Annotated in this window: 15 protein-coding genes and 2 pseudogenes; 3 read left to right on the top strand and 14 right to left on the bottom strand. The window is 69.9% G+C overall.

Annotated elements, in window-relative coordinates:
• Positions 1 to 36: 36 nt before the first annotated feature.
• The 3 genes from ACK1X7_RS47055 to ACK1X7_RS47065 form a co-directional block, all read right to left on the bottom strand.
• Positions 37 to 492, bottom strand: a complete 456-nt coding sequence (locus ACK1X7_RS47055) for a cyclic nucleotide-binding domain-containing protein (RefSeq protein ID WP_385153168.1) — start codon at positions 490 to 492, stop codon at positions 37 to 39.
• 177 nt (positions 493 to 669) lie between these two features.
• Positions 670 to 1,113 (bottom strand): pyridoxamine 5'-phosphate oxidase family protein, encoded by a 444-nt coding sequence (locus tag ACK1X7_RS47060; protein WP_385153165.1) that lies wholly within the window; start codon positions 1,111 to 1,113, stop codon positions 670 to 672.
• Positions 1,110 to 1,607, bottom strand: coding sequence for a hypothetical protein (locus ACK1X7_RS47065; RefSeq protein WP_256648075.1), 498 nt, complete (start codon positions 1,605 to 1,607; stop codon positions 1,110 to 1,112). Before ACK1X7_RS47065 ends, ACK1X7_RS47060 begins: the two co-directional genes overlap by 4 nt.
• A gap of 1,006 nt (positions 1,608 to 2,613) precedes the next feature.
• Between ACK1X7_RS47065 and ACK1X7_RS47070 the strand changes: the two genes are divergently transcribed.
• Positions 2,614 to 3,366: a reverse transcriptase domain-containing protein gene (locus ACK1X7_RS47070; protein ID WP_413116965.1), complete on the top strand. Its 753-nt coding sequence runs from the start codon at positions 2,614 to 2,616 to the stop codon at positions 3,364 to 3,366.
• 333 nt (positions 3,367 to 3,699) lie between these two features.
• On the opposite strand, the gene ACK1X7_RS47075 is transcribed toward ACK1X7_RS47070, so the two are convergent.
• Complete coding sequence (locus ACK1X7_RS47075; RefSeq protein ID WP_078646839.1) at positions 3,700 to 4,254, bottom strand: CGNR zinc finger domain-containing protein; 555 nt, start codon at positions 4,252 to 4,254, stop codon at positions 3,700 to 3,702.
• Positions 4,255 to 4,420: 166 nt separating this feature from the next.
• Between ACK1X7_RS47075 and ACK1X7_RS47080 the strand changes: the two genes are divergently transcribed.
• Entirely contained in the window at positions 4,421 to 5,392 is a 972-nt protein-coding gene (locus ACK1X7_RS47080; protein ID WP_390792407.1) for an EamA family transporter, read from the top strand.
• A gap of 4 nt (positions 5,393 to 5,396) precedes the next feature.
• Here ACK1X7_RS47080 and ACK1X7_RS47085 read toward each other — a convergent pair.
• Together ACK1X7_RS47085 and ACK1X7_RS47090 are read right to left on the bottom strand one after the other, a co-directional pair.
• A pseudogene (locus tag ACK1X7_RS47085) lies at positions 5,397 to 5,596 on the bottom strand (helix-turn-helix domain-containing protein); the annotation flags it as partial.
• Between the two features lie 358 nt (positions 5,597 to 5,954).
• Positions 5,955 to 6,860: pseudogene (locus ACK1X7_RS47090) on the bottom strand (integrase core domain-containing protein).
• On the opposite strand from ACK1X7_RS47090, the gene ACK1X7_RS47095 reads away from it, so the two are divergent.
• Positions 6,837 to 6,980 (top strand): hypothetical protein, encoded by a 144-nt coding sequence (locus ACK1X7_RS47095; protein WP_390792473.1) that lies wholly within the window; start codon positions 6,837 to 6,839, stop codon positions 6,978 to 6,980. The pseudogene ACK1X7_RS47090 and the gene ACK1X7_RS47095 sit on opposite strands and share 24 nt — an antisense overlap.
• A gap of 283 nt (positions 6,981 to 7,263) precedes the next feature.
• Here ACK1X7_RS47095 and ACK1X7_RS47100 read toward each other — a convergent pair whose 3' ends face one another.
• From ACK1X7_RS47100 to ACK1X7_RS47135, 8 genes are all read right to left on the bottom strand, one after another.
• Complete coding sequence (locus ACK1X7_RS47100) at positions 7,264 to 8,433, bottom strand: GNAT family N-acetyltransferase (RefSeq protein WP_390792408.1); 1,170 nt, start codon at positions 8,431 to 8,433, stop codon at positions 7,264 to 7,266.
• A 5-nt stretch (positions 8,434 to 8,438) separates the two neighbouring features.
• The gene (locus ACK1X7_RS47105) at positions 8,439 to 9,743 is read right to left on the bottom strand and encodes an MFS transporter (protein ID WP_385155762.1); all 1,305 of its coding nucleotides are present in this window, start codon (positions 9,741 to 9,743) and stop codon (positions 8,439 to 8,441) included.
• Positions 9,740 to 11,056: an ATP-grasp domain-containing protein gene (locus ACK1X7_RS47110; RefSeq protein ID WP_385155765.1), complete on the bottom strand. Its 1,317-nt coding sequence runs from the start codon at positions 11,054 to 11,056 to the stop codon at positions 9,740 to 9,742. Before ACK1X7_RS47110 ends, ACK1X7_RS47105 begins: the two co-directional genes overlap by 4 nt.
• Positions 11,053 to 12,336, bottom strand: a complete 1,284-nt coding sequence (locus ACK1X7_RS47115; protein ID WP_385155768.1) for an ATP-grasp domain-containing protein — start codon at positions 12,334 to 12,336, stop codon at positions 11,053 to 11,055. The genes ACK1X7_RS47110 and ACK1X7_RS47115 overlap by 4 nt, the downstream gene beginning before the upstream one ends.
• Position 12,337: 1 nt before the next feature.
• A complete protein-coding gene (locus ACK1X7_RS47120) occupies positions 12,338 to 15,376 on the bottom strand; it encodes an amino acid adenylation domain-containing protein (protein ID WP_385155771.1) in 3,039 nt (1,012 codons plus the stop codon).
• Positions 15,377 to 16,095: 719 nt separating this feature from the next.
• On the bottom strand, positions 16,096 to 17,133 hold the full coding sequence (locus ACK1X7_RS47125) for a hypothetical protein (protein ID WP_385155774.1): 1,038 nt from the start codon (positions 17,131 to 17,133) through the stop codon (positions 16,096 to 16,098).
• Between the two features lie 193 nt (positions 17,134 to 17,326).
• Positions 17,327 to 17,677, bottom strand: coding sequence for a hypothetical protein (locus tag ACK1X7_RS47130; protein WP_413116966.1), 351 nt, complete (start codon positions 17,675 to 17,677; stop codon positions 17,327 to 17,329).
• Positions 17,635 to 17,910 carry a beta-ketoacyl synthase N-terminal-like domain-containing protein gene (locus ACK1X7_RS47135; RefSeq protein WP_413116765.1) on the bottom strand — a complete coding sequence of 92 codons (276 nt, stop codon included), beginning with the start codon at positions 17,908 to 17,910 and terminating at the stop codon, positions 17,635 to 17,637. The genes ACK1X7_RS47130 and ACK1X7_RS47135 overlap by 43 nt, the downstream gene beginning before the upstream one ends.
• Positions 17,911 to 18,024 lie beyond the last annotated feature (114 nt).

The raw sequence follows: 18,024 nt of genomic DNA on the forward strand, positions 1-18,024 counted from the left end.
ACTCCCTCGCGCTCTCCTTCGCCGCCTTCCGCCCGCTCAGACGGCGCTGTCGGCGCCGTACGGGGCGTAGCCGTCCAGCAGCCGGGTCCTGGCACAACGCAGCCGGTGGGCGAGCACCTCGCCGACCCACTGGGTGACGGCCTGGCCGAGAGCCGGGTCGTCCTGGCACATGGAGCGGATAGCCGTGGCATCGAATTCGTAGGCCCGCACGGGTGTTGTCGCCGTGCCGCCCAGATGCCACACATGCGGTGCGAACAGCCAGGACCAGCCGACGAGTTCGTTGGCACCCAGAGTCTCGATGACTGCGGTGCGCCGACCGGGCACCTGCGTGTCGAGCTCGACCGAGCCGGTGCGAAGGATCCAGAACCGGTCCGCGCGGGCACCTTCGTCGAAGAGGCGCGTTCCCTGCGGGAAGGACACCTCCCGGGGGAGGCGCATGAGCCGTCGCCGGTGATCGGCGGGCAGTGCGCGCAGCATGGTGGGGGTGTTCATGACCTGCCTTCCGGACGGGGTCTGAAATCTGCCGCCTCCAGTGTCCGGCAGCGGCCGGACCCGGACGAGGGGCCATCGGGTCCGTACAGCGGGCCACCCGGCCCCGTCGCGGGCTCGGCCTCGCCACGCGCCGGTGCGGTCCGCGAAACCCGCGCGGAGCGACGACTTGTGACGCCGCTACTCGTGCGAGCCCGTCGTCTCCAGCCGGTAGCCGGTCACGAACTCGGCACGGATGCGGACCACGTGCTCCATCTCCGTGTTGATCCAGGGCGTCAGCTCGGTGCGGTAGCGGGAGAGCGTCCGCGGATCCGTGACGCGGCACGCGGTGCCGGTGACCATCACGCTCCAGCCGGTGTGCGTGGTCTCGTCGATCTGGTCGGCCTCGTACACCACCACCTCGGACGCCGACGCGGTGGCCAGGAGCGCGGCACCGGCGTGGGTGCGGATGACGATGTCGCCGTCGTCGTTCACGAGGTGGTTGACCGGCCGGATCACCGGGAGCGCCTGGTGGGTGAAGCCCACCCGCCCCATGGACACGCCCGTCAGCAGCGTGAGCGATTCCTTCCGGTCCAGCCCGACCATACGGGTGCCCGGAACGGGGGGAAGAGGCTGAACGGTCATGACGGTTCCCGGCGAACGGTCCCGTGCCTGGCCCCCCGCGGCCAGATCACCTCGACATCGACCCCGTGACTGCGCGCGTAGGCCACCAGATGCGCCGTGACGTCCCGGCCGTTGGACGGCGAGCCGTCCCATACCGCCAGCACGCGGGCGCAGTGACGCAGCATGCTCTCGTCCGCGGTCACGCACGAGCCGCGGTCGCCGGGGTCGTACTCCACCAGCCGCACCTGCTCGGACAGCAGCAGCAGTTCGCCGGCGGCCCCGCGGTCGAGCTCGGCCAACTGCGTGGGCACGCCGTTCCGCGACGGCAGGACCGTCACCAGGGCCAGCCCGGCCCTGCGGGCGGCCCTCCCGAAGGCCGTCGGCAACCCTTTTCCGGCGCGGACCAGACCGGCTCTGCCCGCCCGGGCGAACTCGACCAGCCGCGCACGCAGTTCCTCCTCCACCAGCACGAGTGTCGACGCGCTGAGATCGGGATGCCCCACGACAGCGATCATCCTCGACCGTCCTTTCTCCTCACCGCCCGCTGGTCCGCTTGATCGTCTCCGGGCTCGGGCGCGGCGCGCCAGAGCCGAGCGGAACGAGGAAAGAGCCGGTCGGTCCTTGCGGAGGGGAAGCCGACGCCGCTCTGGTTTCCGTCGGTCCGCGCGTGAAGGGTCGAGCCTCATATCCACTCGGCCCGACGGGCCCTGGCAGCAAGGAAGTTCGGCCCTACTAGGGAACACCGGGCCACCGGCACGATCGATGTACCGGCCCGATCCACACGACGGACCCCGGCTGCGGCGGAGAGCGCCGTCCCCCCGTTACCGTTTTCGTGGCTCCGCAACGGGGCCTCCGGCCTTCGGGTCCGGCATGACTGTTCCCCCCCTGTCGATCGGATGCCCTGGAGGGTGGTGTCAGTGCGCCGTGCGGCGCTGTGAACTCGTGCGGAGGTGAGAGACCGTCGCCGTCATCCCTGTCGCAGCAGGGTGATGAAGCTGGGGGCAACCGGACCCGGGAGATGCCGGCGAGGGTGAGAGCGGCCCCGACAAAGCCGGGACAGGCCAGAACAGCCACCACTGATGAAGTGTCGAAAGCGCATGGACCACATCAAAAACGGGGCTCAGTTGTTGCCCCGCGATAAGCCAGGGGGCTACCTGCTTACTGCCCTGGTGGTGTCCGGCATGAAGGTGGCGCGAGCCCGGATTCAGGCGTTGGTGTGGAACGTGGGAACGCCTCGCCGCGATGCGTGGACGGCGTCTCGGTCGAGGAGTTCGACAAAGACGCGCAGAACAACCTGTACAAGCTATGGAACGGGTTGTCGTCCGGGAGCTACTTCCCGCCGCCGGTGAAAGCCGTCGAGATCCCCAAATCCGGGGTCGTGGTGTCAGAATCCTGGCAGTGCCCACTGTTGAGGACCGGATAGCCCAGACGGTGGTGGCCATGTATCTGGAGGACAGGGTGGAACCAGTGTTCCATCCCGACTCCTAGGGCTACCGCCCGAAGCGGCCCGCGTTGGAGGCGGTGGCGGCATGCCGGGAACGCTGCTGGAGGACAAACTGGGTCGTTGACCTGGATATCAAGGCGTTCTTCGACAGCGTGGATCACGACCTGGTGATGCGGGCGGTCGAGCGGCACACGGGCAGGAAGTGGATTTTGCTGTATGTGCAGCGGTGGCTGAAAGCCCCGATGCGGATGCGGGACGGCGCGACAGTGGCGCGGACCCGGGGGACACCCCAGGGGTCGGCTATTTTCCCGCTGTTGGCGAACCTCTTCTTGCACTACGCGTTCGATATGTGGATGGCCCGGGAGTTCCCGGGCGTCCCGTTCGAGCGGTACTGCGACGATGCGGTGGTTCACTGCCGTAGTGAAGGGCGGGCCCACCGGGTGCGGGATGCCTTGGCTGCAAGGGTGGCGCAAGTCGGTCTGGAATTACATCCGGACAAGACGCGCGTGGTGTACCGCAAGGACGCTGACCGGCGCGGCTCGTACGAACACACGTCGTTCACCCTGCTTCAGGGGCAGCACGGTCGGTGTCCTCTATGCGGAAGCCTTCTCCTGCATGCCGACCAGGAGCCGCAAAGCCCCCAGGAATGGGAGCAGTGGCCACGGGCGACCCGGACGGCGGTGCGCGGCAACGCGCTCACCCTCACCCCGGACGCAGGTCAGCCGGACGATCGTGTCGCCTTCCGACTGATTCACGTCCACTGCCACCGCCGGCGCGGCAGCCGTGAACCGGTAAATCTGGCTGCCCGTGGGCCTTCAGGGCCTGCTTGAGCCGGATGCGGTTAACGCCGCCCGTCCGGTTCTGAGGGGGGGGTACGGCGCAGCAATGCGCCGCACCTACTCGACAACACGAGAGCGCCTACTACGCCTTGCCCCACACCATCCTGCACGGACGTGTCCTGCGCTCGCACGACCCGGTCGGCGTCGAGCAGGAAATGTGGGCCCTGCTCACCCTCTACCAGCTACCGCGCCGCACCCTGGTCGACACGGTCCCGAATGCCGCTTCGAGTACTGACTACCCACCTGGCACTACTTCTTCTGGAACCTCATGTCCCAGTCTCCAGGTGTCCAATCGCAAGGGGAAGCTTCACTTGTCAGGTGCGCTCAGTCGGCGTGACGGGCGCGGTACGCCCGGACTTTGGAGCGGTTGCCGCACTCGGACATCTGGCACCATGTGCCCGACCGGTTCTTGGAGTGGTCGTAGAACGCCCACTGGCAGTCATGGGCGAGGCAGATCTTCAGCCGGCGCCAAGAACCATCGAAGGCGGCGAGCCCTACGATCGCCATATAGCGCCCGAGTGCACCCTCGATACCGGTGTCCGCCTCAGGGACCAGGTCGGGCCTTCCGTCGGTGTGGAAGCCAAGGTGCACGCCCGAGTCTTGGATGGCGTCCTCCAGCGCTCGCAGCGCGGCCTGGTCTACCCGGTCGTCGGGTGCCGAGTTGGCACGGGCGAGGGAGCGCAACGCCTCTCGGAAGTCGACGATCCGTTGCCTGACCGGCTCGTCCACGATGGTGAGTTCGCCGATGACCCCGTGGTTCGTCAGCCAGGCGCGGGCTAGTTCCACCGTCTCCAAGCTGTCCGTGTGCCTCTCCAAGTCGAATGTGTTGACGAACTGTCGAACGAGTTCCAAGGGCTGTGGGGCCTCTTGTCGTTTCACCAGTACCTCCTGCCGACTGTTTGACTAACCGGCTAATCGCTTTGTAGGTTACCCCCTGGAAGTGATGACGCCCCTCGCCCCCTGGGCGTCCGGCACTTGGGGTCATGATCGAGCCCCCGGCGAGTTCTGGTTCCCGGCGAATCCTCGGAGTGCAGATGTGTCTCACATGAAGGAACACAACGAGCATCCCGGCCGCCTGGGCCAACTGCGCGGATCGCCATTACGGCAGACAGGCATGCTCGCAGTGGTCCTCGCGGCCGCACTGTGGGGGCTGGGGGGAACTTTCGCCGGCAAACTATTCGCACAGGGTGCGGACCCTCTGGAGGCCGTCGCGGTCCGCACCTGGATCACCCTCGCCGGTCTCGCCGCCCTTCTTCTTGCCCGCAGGTCACCGCCGACGTCCGCCCAACGAGAACGCATCCCCGTGCCCTGGCGACTGGTAGTCGGCTTCGGATTGTCGATCTCGGTAGCCAACGCCGGGTTGTTTCTCGCCATCCAGCGGCTGCCCGTGGCGGTGGCGCTCGTACTTCAGAACCTTGCCCCCGCGCTCGTCGTCCTGTCGGTGCTCGTGTCCACCCGTCGGGCGCCGTCAGCCCGAGTGATCGCCGGGCTGGTCGCCGCTCTCGCCGGTGTGGCCTGCGTCGTAGAGCTGCCGACCACCTCGCTGGGCAAGATCGACCTGCCGGGCCTCGGCTTCGGCCTGCTCACTGCGGCGGGCATAGCCGCGTTCTCCTGCTTCGGTAGCCATGCGACCCGGGCCTGTGGAGCGTTGAGAGCAAACACCTGGGCCTTCGTAGTGGCCAGCGGAGCGTGGCTGCTCTTCCAGAGCTACCGAGGGATGCCCGAACTGTTCCACCGCCCGGTGCTACTGGTCGGCGCCTTCGTTATCGGCGTATTCGGCACGCTCGTGCCGTTCCTGCTCTACGCCTGGGGCACGGCCCGCGTCGGGGCACAAGCCGGCGCAGTCACCATCTCCCTTGAACCGCTCTTCGGCGCCGTGCTGGCCTGGGCCTGGCTAGGCCAGACGATCACCCTGGTACAAACGGCCGGGGCAGCGGTGCTGGTGACTGCCGTGGTGTTCCTGCAGCGTTCCGACAGTTCCAAGCCGACCCCCGCGCAGCACAACCCGACGGACTGAGGTTCCCCCGCTGTACGGGGGCGGTGGTAGGTGGTCGGCAGCCGGTCGGGATGTTTCCGTCCCGCCCAGCACGAGCCTGCGGTGGGCCTCCCGCCCACCGAGGGTCCAAGCAGCCAGGCCGATCTCGTTGAAACGGTGGATCACGTCCCGGACGGTGTCCTCGTCGGCCTGTACCAGATGGGCGATCACCGGCACACGATTTCCTGAAGGGTGTCTTTATTGCTGTACGGCCTTTGACCTGGGGCTTCGTGATCGTCCACCTATGGGCGTGATCACTGATCGTGGGTCTGCGACTGGGCTGCCTTCTTTTGCTGGGCCGGTCGGCCGCCGCGAACAACGCCGAGATCCTCGCGCTTCGTCATGAGGTCGCTGTGCTTCGCCGGCAAGTAGTGCGGCCGCGGCTCTCATGGGCTGATCGTGCCGTGCTCTCCGCTCTCGCCCGGCACCTGCCATCCGCCTTGCGCCGCCATCGGCTGGTCACCCCCGGCACACTGCTGACCTGGCACCGCCCGTAGCGCTTCAGAACGGCTTCACTGGCTGTGAGCTGGGATTTTTCTCATGGTCAGTTGGCTCGGTGGTACTCGTTGGTGAGGCATGCGACGGCTTGTCGGCGTTTGATCCGGGCTGAAGGCAGGGGGATGACGTTCGGATTGTCGCTGGGCGCCGGTTGGTCACGGCCTTGGTGCGGTCGGTGGCTGTTGAAGTGGTGTGCGTAGTCGTGGGGGGTCTTCTCGGCGTGGCCACGGTCGACGAGCAGGACACGGTCGGTGTGCTCGTGCCCGTGCTGAGCGGATGAAGCGTTCTGCGTGTGGGTTGCAGTTTGGGCTGCGTGGAGGGATCTTGGCCACGGTGATGTCCTCACTGGCGAACACGGAGTCGAAGGTGGCGGTGAACTTCGCGTCCCGGTCGCGGATGTGGTGAGTGAATTCGGCGGCTCGATCGCCGAGTTGCTACAGAGACTGCCGGGCCTGCTGAGTGGCCCATGAGGCGGTGGGGTGTGCGGTGGCGCCGAGGATGCGGATGCGACGGATGGTGTGCTCGGTGACGGCGAAGACGTACAGGCGCGCCCCCGTCAGAGTGCGGACTTCGAACAGATCGCAGGCGAGAAGAGCCTTGGTCCGGCTGCGGAGAAAGTCGGCCCAGGTGGTGCTCTGCCGTGCGGGTGCGGGCGGGACGCCATGCTCGCGGAGGATCTCCCAGACCGTGGAGGCGGCGACCCTGATCCCCAGCGCCGCGAGTTCGCCGTGGATCCGGCGCTGTCCCCACGAGGCATTCTCGCTGGCCAGGCGCAGGATCAGGGCGCGGATCGACCGGGTGGTACGTGGGCGTCCGCGTCGCTTGGGTACGCAGGTCGTTGCATGGCGTCGCCTGAGCAGGTTGCGATGCCAGCGCAAGCTGTGCCGGGGCGGACCAGCAGCAGGTGTCGCAGTCTGTCTTTGGGGAGGTGGTGGAGCAGACCGGCGAGGATGGCGTGGTCGCTGTCGGTGAGGGTCGGTCTGCCGGCCTGGCGCTGGAGGACGAGCAGTTGGTGCCGGAGTACGAGGATCTCGATGTCCTTGTCTCTGTCGCTCATCGGCAGGAGGCGTAGGAAGGCAAGGGCGTTGCCGGAGATCCGCGATCAGTCTCCCGACCTGCGTGGATGATGTACCGGCACCCGCAATCCTCGTACCGGATTGATGCCGTTGGAACTTTGCGCGTACGACGCGCGCTGCCCGAGCTCCGTACTGTCATGCTCTGGACGGTACGGACCCCCGCGTACTCTGATCCGAAAACACCGCAAGAGATCGAGAACGGCGGCAACGGACCGTAGTGAATGCGCATCGAGTCCCGGATTTGCGCATTCATATCGCCCAGGGCCTTTCCCGGGGCGGTCAGGTGAAGGCCTTGTCCATCTCGGCTCGGAAGTGGGCGCCCTCGCGGGCGGGCAGAGCGGCCGCGACGGTGTCGCACCGGGCCGCCTGGGCCTCCGGGTCGGGGGCGGCACCCACGGGGTGCAGGGCCCAGAGCGGGCGGACGGCCGCGCCTCTGCGGCACTTGGCCTCGAAGGACTCCATGCCGAGTTCGACGCGCTCCAGATCGTGCTCCTGACAGTATCGGACCGGCTCGTAGACGGCGAGATGCGCGTACTCGGCCGCGCCCGGCAGGCGGTCGTAGTCGAATCCGACGAGGCGGACGGCCAGTTCACGGCCGTGCCGGTAGGCGAGGCAGAAACCTACCGGCCGGTCGTCGCCGGGCGCGAGGCACAGGAAGACCACGGAAGCATCCTGAAGATGCTCGGCCTGCCGCCGCAGCAGAGACGTCATCTGCTCGGCGCTGTGGTCGTGGCCGTACCGCTGCTGGACGTTGGCAAGGAGCGGGCCCAGTGCGTCGGCGTGCCCGGCAAGCGTCGTACGGACGATACGCAGGCCACTCTCGGCGAAGGCCCGCAGCTCGCGACGGGCGTTGGTACGACGCTGCTTGGTCGGAAGGGCGGCGATGTGCGCGTCGAGGCCGCCCTCGGGGACGGCGATCACGCAGTCGGCGCTGAGCAGTTGGGCGGCGACCGGCCCCCGTCCGGCGGCGGTCAGCGCGGCGCGGACGGTGGTGGCGCTGTCGGTCGTCAGGTAGGGCCACCACCAGCGGCCCTCGGCCTGAGGGCACCAGGCGGTGGCCGCCTCCAGCAACGTGTCGAGGGCGCCGCCCTGTGCGGCGGCGGAGAGGCCTGGGGCGAGGAGCGGGCCGCTGAGGTAACCGCGCCGCCCGCCGATGATCAGCGCCTTGTCGGCCAAAGGCGTGGGGAGCACCCGTTCCGGGACGTACCGTTCGTTGTTCTCCTGGGGTGACCAGTGGGCGATCAGGCCGGCGGACGGATCTCCCGTCGGCGTGTGCGCCGTGAAGTAGCGAGCGCGCGCGATGTGGTCGGTGTCGCTGAACTCCAGCCAGTCAATGCCGCAGTAGAACGACGCGTCGGCAGCGAGCCGTTGCCAGGTCGGAAGTTCGCCGGGAGTGTCCGCAGCGCGCACGGTGTGCGGAAGCTGGGCGGGAGCGTACGGGGTCGTCATGGCGGTCATCCTGGGGTGGGGGTGGTGGCCGCCGCCTCAGCGGTGGGGGTGCCGGGCGAGGGACGGCGGTCGAGCAGCGGGACGACCAGGCTCGCCAGCAGCGCCGCGACGACGAAGAGTGCGGCGAGCATGAACCAGCCGAGGGCGCCTAGGGGCAGCACCACCGCCGCGACGAGCAGCGGACCGGCCATGTCCTGTGCCGAGTTGCCGAGGCTGAACAGCGACAGATAGACGTTCCGGTGGTCCTCGGGGGCGTAGGCGTAGGAGAGTTCCCAGCCTCCGGCGGCTTGCCAGAGTTCGCCGGCCGTGAGCGCGACGCAGGCGAACAGCACGGCGCCGATCGCGACGGCGGGCGGGGCCGCGGCGGGCACGGCGAGCAGCGCGGCGCATCCGGCGAGGGCGAGCCCCGTCCACCGCAAGGCATGGGCGCCACTGCGGGGATCGGTGACGCGCCGTGCGAACGGCACCTGGAAGGCCACCGCCAGCACGGTGTTGACGAAGATCATGACGGGGACGAGGGCGTCCGGAGCCCCCTCGTGCCGGGTCACCCAGAGCGGCAGCCCCACCGCCAGCAGCGTCATGTGCAGGGCGAGGACCGAGTTAAGGGCGGTGAGGCAGAGATAGCGCCAGTCGCGGACAGCGCCGAAGGCGGCAAGTGGGTTGCGTACCGTGACCGCCCGGGCTGGCGCAGCGAGCCGCAGTCGGGCCAGCAGCACGGCGGAGGCGACGAAGGCGAGCGCGTTACCCAGCAGCACGCCGCGATTGAGCCAGGTGCTGTCCGTGAGCAGCAGCGGTGCGGCGGCTAGCGCGCCGAGTGAGAAACCGATGTTGCGCACGGTCCGCACCACGGCCATCATCCGGGTCCGGTCCCCCTCCTCGGAGAGGGTGCCGACCAGGGCCTGGGTGACGGGGCCGGTGATGTTCTGGGCGGCCGCCTGGCAGGCGGCGGCGACGGTGAACGCGATCGGCCCCTGGACGAAGGCGAGGGCGACAAAGCACAGGGCCCGCCAGAGCAGCGCGCCAACCAAGGTCGGACGGGCGCCGGCCCGGTCGGCCACCGCCCCCAGCGGTAGCAGGGCGACCAGGCCGACGGCGGCGGCAATGGAGAGCCCCGCACCGAGTTGGGCGGCGCTGAGCCCGGCCTGACGGGTGAAGAACACCGCGGACCCGGCCAGAAACAGACCGGTGCCGAACGCGCTCAACAGCGTGGAGGAGGCGAAGACCCGGCCCGCATGGCTGCCCGGCAGATACTCCCGTACGACACGGCGGACCACACCGGAACCGTCCCTCTTCGGCTCTGCTCCGCTCATTGCCCGCCCCCGGTGCGCGGGCCGACCGTGATGGCGACCAGCGCCGCCGCACGCTCCGCCGTACGGGCCGCCTCGGACGGCGTGGTGCCGGTGGCGACGACGTGCCCGCCCCGCTGCCAGGAGTTGGTCACCTCGTTCACCGGGGCGCCCTCCACTAGGGTCACCACCACGTCCCGTACGCCGTCGAGCCGTTCGGCTTCTGTGATGCCGATGACGGACCGCACCACGGCCTCCGGCACGTCCGGCTCGGGAGTGGGCAGGAAGCGGATCGCGGCGCCCCGCCGGGCGACGCGCGCCGGGCGCGGTCCATCCCCTGCGAGAAGAGCAAAGAGGTCGGCCATCAGCCCGTCGCCGCCGTACGCCAGGTCGATGAGGGCGGGGATGTGGTCGCCGGGGAGGCGGCCCGCGCACTCGATCAGATGCGGACGGTCGCTGGTAAGCACCCACTCCGCGTGCAGGATGCCGGTGGAGAAGCCGATGGCGTCGACGAGTTCGGCCATCGCGACGCTCAGCGCCTCTCGCGCCGCCCCGCCCGGCTCGTCGGCGGGGGCGGGCACGGTGTGGCCCAGCTCGACCGGATAGCGGCCGGGCAGCACCTGCTTGGCGGTGACGTTGAGGAAGCCGATGACGCCGTCGTGGACCAGGGCCTCCACACTGACCTCGGGGCCGTGCAGACGCTGCTCGACCAGGTACTGGGCGGCGTCGGCGTAGTGCACGCGCAGCCGGGGCTCGTCGGCCGCGACGGTGTGCCGCCAGGCCGCCTCGGTGTCGTCCCCGGGGCCGAGCAACACCACCCCCAGACTTGCCTGGCGGTTGGCTGGCTTGAGGACACAGATGCCGTCGAACCGGGCGCGCAGGGCATCGACGTCGGCGGGTCCGGTGGCCTCGGCGAACTCCGGCTGGGTGATGCCCCGGCGGGCGGCGGCGCGGCGCAGCTCCAGCTTGTTGCGCAGGATGCGGGCGGCCCCGGCACCGCCGCCGGGCAGCCCCCAGGCGGTGGCGAGGGTGGCGGCGGCGACCACTCCATACTCGAGGGCCGGCACCACCGCGCGCACGTCCGGCGGGCGCGGCACGCTCCCGGCGAGCGCGTGGGCCCGCGCCTCGTCCTGGGTGGCGGCGGCGAGCACCCCGGCGACGCAGGGGTACTCGGCCGTGGCCCGGTGTACGTCACGGGCCTTGATGACATGCGGCTCCTCCACGATCAGCACGCTCGCGGCGGGCAACAGCCGGTCCACCTCCGCCATCAGATGGGCGCTGTAGCCGACCATAACGTGGGTGACACCGTGGAGGCCGTGGGGCGGAGCGGCGCTCATGAGGAGGGCTCCTGGAGTGAGGCCGCCCGGGATTCGGCCACACGGGGTTCCGTCAGGGCGCCCGCTGGGCGGGTTCGAATCCGGTAACGGGCACGGACCGCCGCGAGCCGGTCACGTACCTCCTGCTCGGTGTCGGCACCCACGTGTACGTAACCGGCCGCCGAGGCGGAGTAGATGTGTCCGGCGATCTCGTCGCCGACCTCGTGGAGCAGACCGGCACGGAGGACGCCGGGGAGCTGGGCCAGTTCCTGCTCCGAGGTCATCTCGGTGATGACGCCGGGCCGCAGCGCCAGTCCACAGTGCCCCAGGTAGCGGGCGTCGGGATGCGTGGGGGCCGGGGCGCTGTCCGGGAACGCGGGCAGGCCCAGTGAGGTGCGGACGCACGCGTCGAGTATGTTCACGCCGTGCCGCAGCTCGATGGCGGCGGGGATCGCGCCGCCGCCGGGGCGACAGGCGATCTCGGAGACGCGCAGCCCGTCCGGGGTGGCGAAGACCTCCAGGTGGGTCACACCGGACCGCAGCCCGAGTGCCGCGACGGCGGTGGCATGCAGCTCGGCCACTGCCAGGTGCCCTGGGTGGTCGGGCGGCAGTTGGTACGAGCCGTAGCCCTGCCCGATGCTGCCGAGGACGGGTTCGAGGTAGCACGAGGTGACGACGAACCGCACCTCGCCGTCGGCCACGACACCGTCGCAGTGGTACTCGGTGAGGATCTTCGCCGGCCGTTCGACGACGGCGGTGGGGTTGTCGGGCCGGAGGCCGCCGTCGGCAGCGAGCCAGGCGTCCAGTTCGGCGGCGTCCGCGACGACGGCGACATCCTTGCTGCCGCCGCCGTAGGCGGGCTTGACCACAACGGGCCAGCCGAACTCCTCGGCGCGGGCCCGGACCTGCGCATCGCTGTGGGCACCGGCGAACGGCATCAGGTCGAGACCGGCCCGGGAGAGCCGCTGCTTCATCACGTGCTTGTTGGTGAAGAGCGTGACGGTGTGGAGGCCCGGCCCGGCCAGACCGAGGACAGTGCGCACGTACCCGGCGGCGGGCAGCCCCACCTCGTACGGGGCGAGTACCCCGTCGATCGGGTACCGGCCGGCGATGCGCCAGGCGGCGGCCAGCACCTCGTCGACGTCACGGATGGAGCCGACGGTCTCGACGGCGACACCCTCGGGGTAGCGGGCGGCGTGCCCGTGCTCGGTGACGACGCTGAGCCGGTCGATCAGCGGATGGTCCAGCAGACGGGGCGACGGGATGCGCACTGCGGAGCAGACCAGGACGGCGTGCGTCATGTCAGTCCTCCTTGAGGCCGGTGCGGAGGTGGTTCAGGAACGTCGCGGCCAGGGCTTCCAGCCGGTCCGCCGAGAGCAGCCCCTGACGGGTGTGCAGGTCGAGGGCGACCATGTCGCCGGCCCGCCGCAGATAGCCCATCAGGTCGAACTTGACCTCGCAGCCCAGGTCGCGGTGGGACGGCGTCCGAAGGCCCGGGGCCTGGCCGGCGGGGACCTCCACCAGAGAGATGAAGACCGTGGTGAGCGGGAAGCGGTCGTCGTCCGGCGCGGCGCCGATGTCGGCCATGACCTCGTCGTACTGGTAGTCCTGGTGCTCCATCGCCCGCACCGTGCCCTCCTGGAGCGCACGGACGAGCGCGGGGAAGCCGACGGCCCCGTCGCGCCGGTTCCGGATGCCGACCAGCGAGATGAAGTTTCCGATCAGGTTCTGGAACTCGGGCCGGGTGCGGCCGGCGGCCGGGGTCCCGATCACCAGGTCGTCGCGCTCGTAGAGGTCGTGCGCCATCAGCGTGTACGCGGCGAAGTAGACGGAAAACGCCGTGGTGCCGTGCTCGCGGCAGAAGGCGGCCACCTCGGCGCGCAGATCGTCCGGCACCGGGAACTGGTGGGCGATGCCCCGCGCCGCGTCCTCGGTCTCGGCACGGGCCGGGAGCAGCGGCCGCTCGTACGGCTCGGCGAACACCTCCTGCCAGTACCGGCGGTGGGGTTCGCAGGCACCGGGATCGGTGGCGAGCCGCTCGCGCCAGGCGATGTAGTCGCGGTAGCCGATGGGCAGCTCCGGCAGGCGCTCCGGCACGCCGCCGAGCAGATGGGTCAGCTCCTGGTGCAGCAGGCGCTGGCTGTACCCGTCCGAGACCATGTGGTGGACGTTCCAGAGCAGCGTCGCCCGGTCCCCCTGGTGCAGCAACAGCGTGGCCCGGAAGAGCGGGGCCCGGCCGATCTCGATCGGGGTGTTCGCCTCCGCGATCCGCAGCTCCTCCATCCGTGCGCTCTGCTCGCTCTCCGGCAGGGTGCGCAGATCGACGGTCTTCACGGCGAAGGTCAACGCGTGTGCCGGGGTAAAGACTTGATGGAGGGCCGGTGGCGCTTCGGGGTCCGCCGAGGTGCCGGCGGGGGTGAAGCCGGCCCGCAGGCTCTCATGCCGGTCGATCACGGTCCGCAGCGCCTGCTCGACGGCGGCGGCGCCGGTACCGTCGGGGAGCGCGAACAGGGCGGGCATGTTGCTCCACGAGCGGTTGACCCTGGGCAGATAGACGCTGCGGTAGCGGCGTTGCTGCGGGGAGAGTCCGGTGCGGTCCGGGTGGGTGCCGCGCGGGATGCCGCCCTGGCTGTCCAAGGGGCGGTCGCGGAGTGCCTCGGCCATCGCACGCGCGGTGCGCAGATGGTAGATCTCGCTCATCTCCAGCCGCCGACCCGTCGCGGCGAGCAGCCGCACGGACAGATCGGCCGCGTCGAGCGACGAGCCGCCGTGCTGGAAGAAGTCGGCGTCGGAGCGGTCGGGCGCGTCGGGCAGCACGGAGCGGAAGACCTCGGTGACCGACTGGGTGAGGCCGTCCCGGCCCTCGTCGGGTACATCGGTGCCTGGCGCGCGGGGCTCGGGCAGGGAGGTCCGGTCCACCTTCCCGTTGGCGGTGAGGGGCAGCTCGTCGAGCCGGTACAGAGTGGACGGGATGTGGGCCGCAGGCAGCCGTTCACCAGCCCAGCGATGTAGCTCCGCCTCGTCCCCGTCGCCGGCGTCCGCCGCGTAGTGGCACACCAGGCGCACCGCGCCGTCGGAACGCCGGTGGGCGACAACGACGGCGTTACGCACGGCCGGGTGCTCGCGCAGCGCGGCGGCGATGCCCTCGGGCTCGACCCGGTTGCCGTCGATCTTGACCTGGAAGTCGGAGCGGCCCAAGAGGTGGAGCTCGCCGTGCTCGCCGAGCCGGCCAAGGTCGCCGGTGCGGTACCAGACGGCCCCGGCGCCAGCGTCGGCCGGCTCCTCACCGAAGACGGCGTCGGCGGTCCCGGCGGGCGGGCCGACGAAGCGATCGGCCTGCTCGCCGGGGGCGTTGAGATACCCGCGTGTGGAGTACGGGGTGCTGATCCAGACCTCGCCGTCGACCAGGGCCGCGTGGGTGCCGGGCAACGGCCGGCCGACCGGCTGGACCCCGGGCACGGGCTCGGTGACGTCCTGCCAGAACTTGGCCAGGGTGGTCTCCGTGGGTCCGTAGAGGTTGACGACCTGTGTGGCGCCGAACCGCTCGCGCCATCCGGTGACGGCGGCCGCAGGCAGCGGCTCGCCCGCGAAGAAGGTCAACCGTAGCGCGTCGCCGGCGGCCCGGCCGTCCCGCGGGACCGAGGTCCAGCGGGCGGCGAGCGACGGCACGGTGTGGACGACGGTGATTCCGGCCGTCTCCAGCCAGCGGGGCACGCCGCCGACGGCGGTGGCCACGTCACGCGGCGGGACGCAGATGGTGGCGCCCGAGACCAGCGGGGTGAACAGGTCCCGCAGGACGACGTCGAAGGACAGGCCGGTGAGCTGGGCGAAGCGGTCGCCGGGGCCGATACCGAAGGTGTCCCGCTGCCAGGTGGTGAAGTGTGCGATACCGGCCCACCGCCCGTCGACCGCCTTGGGGGTGGAGGTGGTGCCGGAGGTGAAGAAGATGTAGCCGGGGCGGGCCTCGGCTCCAGCGGGGCTGGCACCGGGTGCCGGTCCGGCCGAGATGCCGCCGTCGCCCGGCTCGGCCGTCAACACCAGTTCCGCGCCGCTCTCCTTCACCATCGCGGTCCGCCGTGCCTCGGGCAGCGCCGGGTCGATGAGCACCAGACGGACGTCGGCCAGGACAGTGGCCACCACGGCGGTGATCAGCGCGGCGCTCCGCTCCCCGGTGACCGCGACGGAGCGCACCCGGGCGGCGACGATGTCGGCGGCGATGGCCCGCGCGTCCGACAGCAGCTCCCCGTAGCCGCGGGTGCGTCCGGCGTCTTCCATCGCGATGGCCCCGGAGTGGGTACGGGCGGCCGTTTCGACCAGGGTGGCGAGATTCGGGGTCGGCATGGTTACTCCCTGTCACGGGGATCGGAACAGTCGACGGGGCCCGCGGGCAGGCGGCGAGTCGTGGGAAACAGCGAGTGCGGGAAGTGCCGCGGTGCGGTGTGGGGGTTGCTGCGGGGGCAGCTCCCGCCCGGTGGCGTACGGTGCGGCCGCTCCGGCGGCCGGGGGAGCGCGGCCGGTTCCTCGCGCGTGCCTGCGTCCAGCACCGGCGCCGCCGACAGGCGTGTCCCGCCCGGCGCGGCGGCATCAGCCTTCCTCCGGAGGAGCCGCCAACTTGTGATGTCGGCCAACCAGTTCGTCCGGTCCGCGCCCGCGCTCCGTGAGTGTACGGTGAGCAGGACCGCCAGCGCCCGCACACAGGTGCGGACCTCGGCCGGACCGTCCACCCAGATGATCACGTCCGCGCCTTGGAGGGAAAGTCCGGCCGGTCCCGGTTCCGACGTCGGCCGCCCGAGCAGCAGTGGATGGCAGGGGCGCAGCAACGGCGGGATCACGCCGAGGGCGATCACCGGCAGCACCTCGGTCTGCGCGAGGGCGACGAGTGCCCCACGGCGGGCCCGTCCAGCGTCCCGGGCCCCAGGACCAGCGGAGGGCACGCCGCACGGGGGAGCGCGGCGACCGAGGTGGCCGCCGGCGGGACCGCACGGGTCCCGTCGGCGTCGTGCAGCAGGAAGTCGCACACGCAGCCGCCGTGCGGCGCACACCATGATCGGGCGGGGGTGTCAGCCATTCACGAGGTGACGGGTGCCCGGCATGAAGTGCTGGACGTGCGGCTCCAGATCGTCGACGTTGACCGTCTTGATGATCCACCGGCTGCACAGCTCCTCCGGCTTGCGCACCTTCACCACCTCCTTGGCGTGCACGGTGTGGTTGTTGTACGTGATCACGAAGTCGCCGGGCTCGATGAACACGCGCTGCTTGAGGGCGTGCAGGGTCGCGGAGACCTTGGGCACGATCGCCCGGGCGGCGTCGGTCACGCCGATCGTGCGGTTCTCGAAGTAGCGCAGGTCGTCCTCGCCGCCGATGATCGGGTGACGGTCGGCCTCGCCCAGCTCCAGGGTGCCGCCCATCACGGTCAGGTCATCGAAAGGCGTGTAGAACTGCGGGCTGCGCAGCAGTTCCAGTTCCTCCTCGGTGAAGGCCCCGATGACGTCGATGTTGCGGACGAAGGAGGTGTACACCTCGTTCTCCGGGTTGCTGCGCATGCCCACCATGTACACCTGGTCGGGGCGGACGAAGTGGTTGGCCAGGTCCTTGTGGAAGTGGATCGTGTCGAGCGCCTTCTGCGACTGGGTCGACTGCATGGAGCGCTTGGGGTAGATGTCCTGAAAGACGTCGCCGTCGTTGATGTTCAAGTATCCGATCGGCGGGGTGCCCGCGAGTTGGGCGAAGAGGGCGAGGAAGCCCTCCGCGACGAAGGTCCGCTTCAGCTCGTACTTCGACTTCACGGGCTCGTCGAAGTCGAAGACCGGTACGTCGCGGTCGTAGGGGACGTTCTTCAGGACGACGGCTGGCTCCTTGTGCCGGTCACGGCCCGCGAGGCCGGATACATACGAGCGGAAGCGCTCGGGTACGACGCCGTCCTCGATCAGTCGGCCGATCTGGAACGCGTGGGCGTCGTAGAGGCGGTACGGATTGGCCATCACCGTCCCGATTGCCTCGGCGAGCGCCGCGGACTCCTCGTCGGTGAAGACGAATTCCGGTGTGATCCGCCAGTCGGTGGACACGCTGGCGGTGCTGCCTGCGGGCGCGGTCGTCATATGTTCCTCCGTCGAGTGCGGACTGCAAAAGGGCCGGATGACATTGGCGGACTCTGGAAGGGGCGGCGTGACCCCGGCCAGAGTCCGCGGGTGGCAGCAAGTGGACGGCAACAACCGGCCCGTGCACAGGCTGCCCTGTTGAGCCGTACTGCCGGAGTTCCGCAAGACACATGCGGAACATCTCGCTCCGGCCTCAGCATCTGGTGCGCGTCTGTGATCTTTTCCGTGTACACGTGCATACCGCGGAGACGGCATGTGGCAGGGGATACACGGGGGAAATCCTTGCTGCCCGAACTCGATCAGGTGTGCATACGGATCTACGCGGCGCTGGTTTGGGTGCCTCACAGTACGAAGGACGCGCTACGCGCGCAGACAGGGCTCCCCGCAGAGGTACGCGACAAGCACCTGGCCGATCTGCGAGGTCTGCGGCTCGCTGTACGGAGCGCGGCTCGACGCCTGCGGCCGGGCCCATGTGGCCGATGTTGCCCTTGGCCGAGCTGATCAGGCTGCGGGACTCGGGGGTGACGCCGTGCGCGGCGAACATCTCGCCGAGCGCGGTGACCTCGATCGGGTCTCCCACGATGGTGCCGTCGGCTTCGTGGTCGAACGGTCGGCGGTGGCCGGACTTGGAGTAGATCCCGCCCTCAACTCTTCCAGCGACCACGTGGTAATGCTCTCCGTGCCCGCCTTGAGATTCGACCAGTACTTTCCCGCATCACGAGCACCGGGAAGCCGACAATTGATGCCCACGATGGCGAACTTCTGGGTGCTGCTCATTTCTCTCCTGGTTCGACGTAGATGTGGGCACGGCGAAGTACCTCCCTCGGCGGGGCGCACTCAGTCGGTTAACGGCAGAAACAAGGTGCTGGTGCGGATGCTCAGATGCGGCGG

The sequence above is a fragment of the Streptomyces sp. CY-1 genome (assembly GCF_047218265.1).
Taxonomy (GTDB): domain Bacteria; phylum Actinomycetota; class Actinomycetes; order Streptomycetales; family Streptomycetaceae; genus Streptomyces; species Streptomyces niphimycinicus.

What these genes read in the sequence shown, in the direction of transcription:
- ACK1X7_RS47055 (WP_385153168.1), bottom strand. Translation starts at nt 492, where the DNA reads ATGAACACCCCCACCATGCTGCGCGCACTGCCCGCCGATCACCGGCGA.
- ACK1X7_RS47060 (WP_385153165.1), bottom strand. Translation starts at nt 1,113, where the DNA reads ATGACCGTTCAGCCTCTTCCCCCCGTTCCGGGCACCCGTATGGTCGGG.
- ACK1X7_RS47065 (WP_256648075.1), bottom strand. Translation starts at nt 1,607, where the DNA reads ATGATCGCTGTCGTGGGGCATCCCGATCTCAGCGCGTCGACACTCGTG.
- ACK1X7_RS47080 (WP_390792407.1), top strand. Translation starts at nt 4,421, where the DNA reads ATGAAGGAACACAACGAGCATCCCGGCCGCCTGGGCCAACTGCGCGGA.
- ACK1X7_RS47100 (WP_390792408.1), bottom strand. Translation starts at nt 8,433, where the DNA reads ATGACGACCCCGTACGCTCCCGCCCAGCTTCCGCACACCGTGCGCGCT.
- ACK1X7_RS47105 (WP_385155762.1), bottom strand. Translation starts at nt 9,743, where the DNA reads ATGAGCGGAGCAGAGCCGAAGAGGGACGGTTCCGGTGTGGTCCGCCGT.
- ACK1X7_RS47110 (WP_385155765.1), bottom strand. Translation starts at nt 11,056, where the DNA reads ATGAGCGCCGCTCCGCCCCACGGCCTCCACGGTGTCACCCACGTTATG.
- ACK1X7_RS47115 (WP_385155768.1), bottom strand. Translation starts at nt 12,336, where the DNA reads ATGACGCACGCCGTCCTGGTCTGCTCCGCAGTGCGCATCCCGTCGCCC.
- ACK1X7_RS47120 (WP_385155771.1), bottom strand. Translation starts at nt 15,376, where the DNA reads ATGCCGACCCCGAATCTCGCCACCCTGGTCGAAACGGCCGCCCGTACC.
- ACK1X7_RS47125 (WP_385155774.1), bottom strand. Translation starts at nt 17,133, where the DNA reads ATGACGACCGCGCCCGCAGGCAGCACCGCCAGCGTGTCCACCGACTGG.
- ACK1X7_RS47130 (WP_413116966.1), bottom strand. Translation starts at nt 17,677, where the DNA reads ATGTTCGCCGCGCACGGCGTCACCCCCGAGTCCCGCAGCCTGATCAGC.
- ACK1X7_RS47135 (WP_413116765.1), bottom strand. Translation starts at nt 17,910, where the DNA reads ATGAGCAGCACCCAGAAGTTCGCCATCGTGGGCATCAATTGTCGGCTT.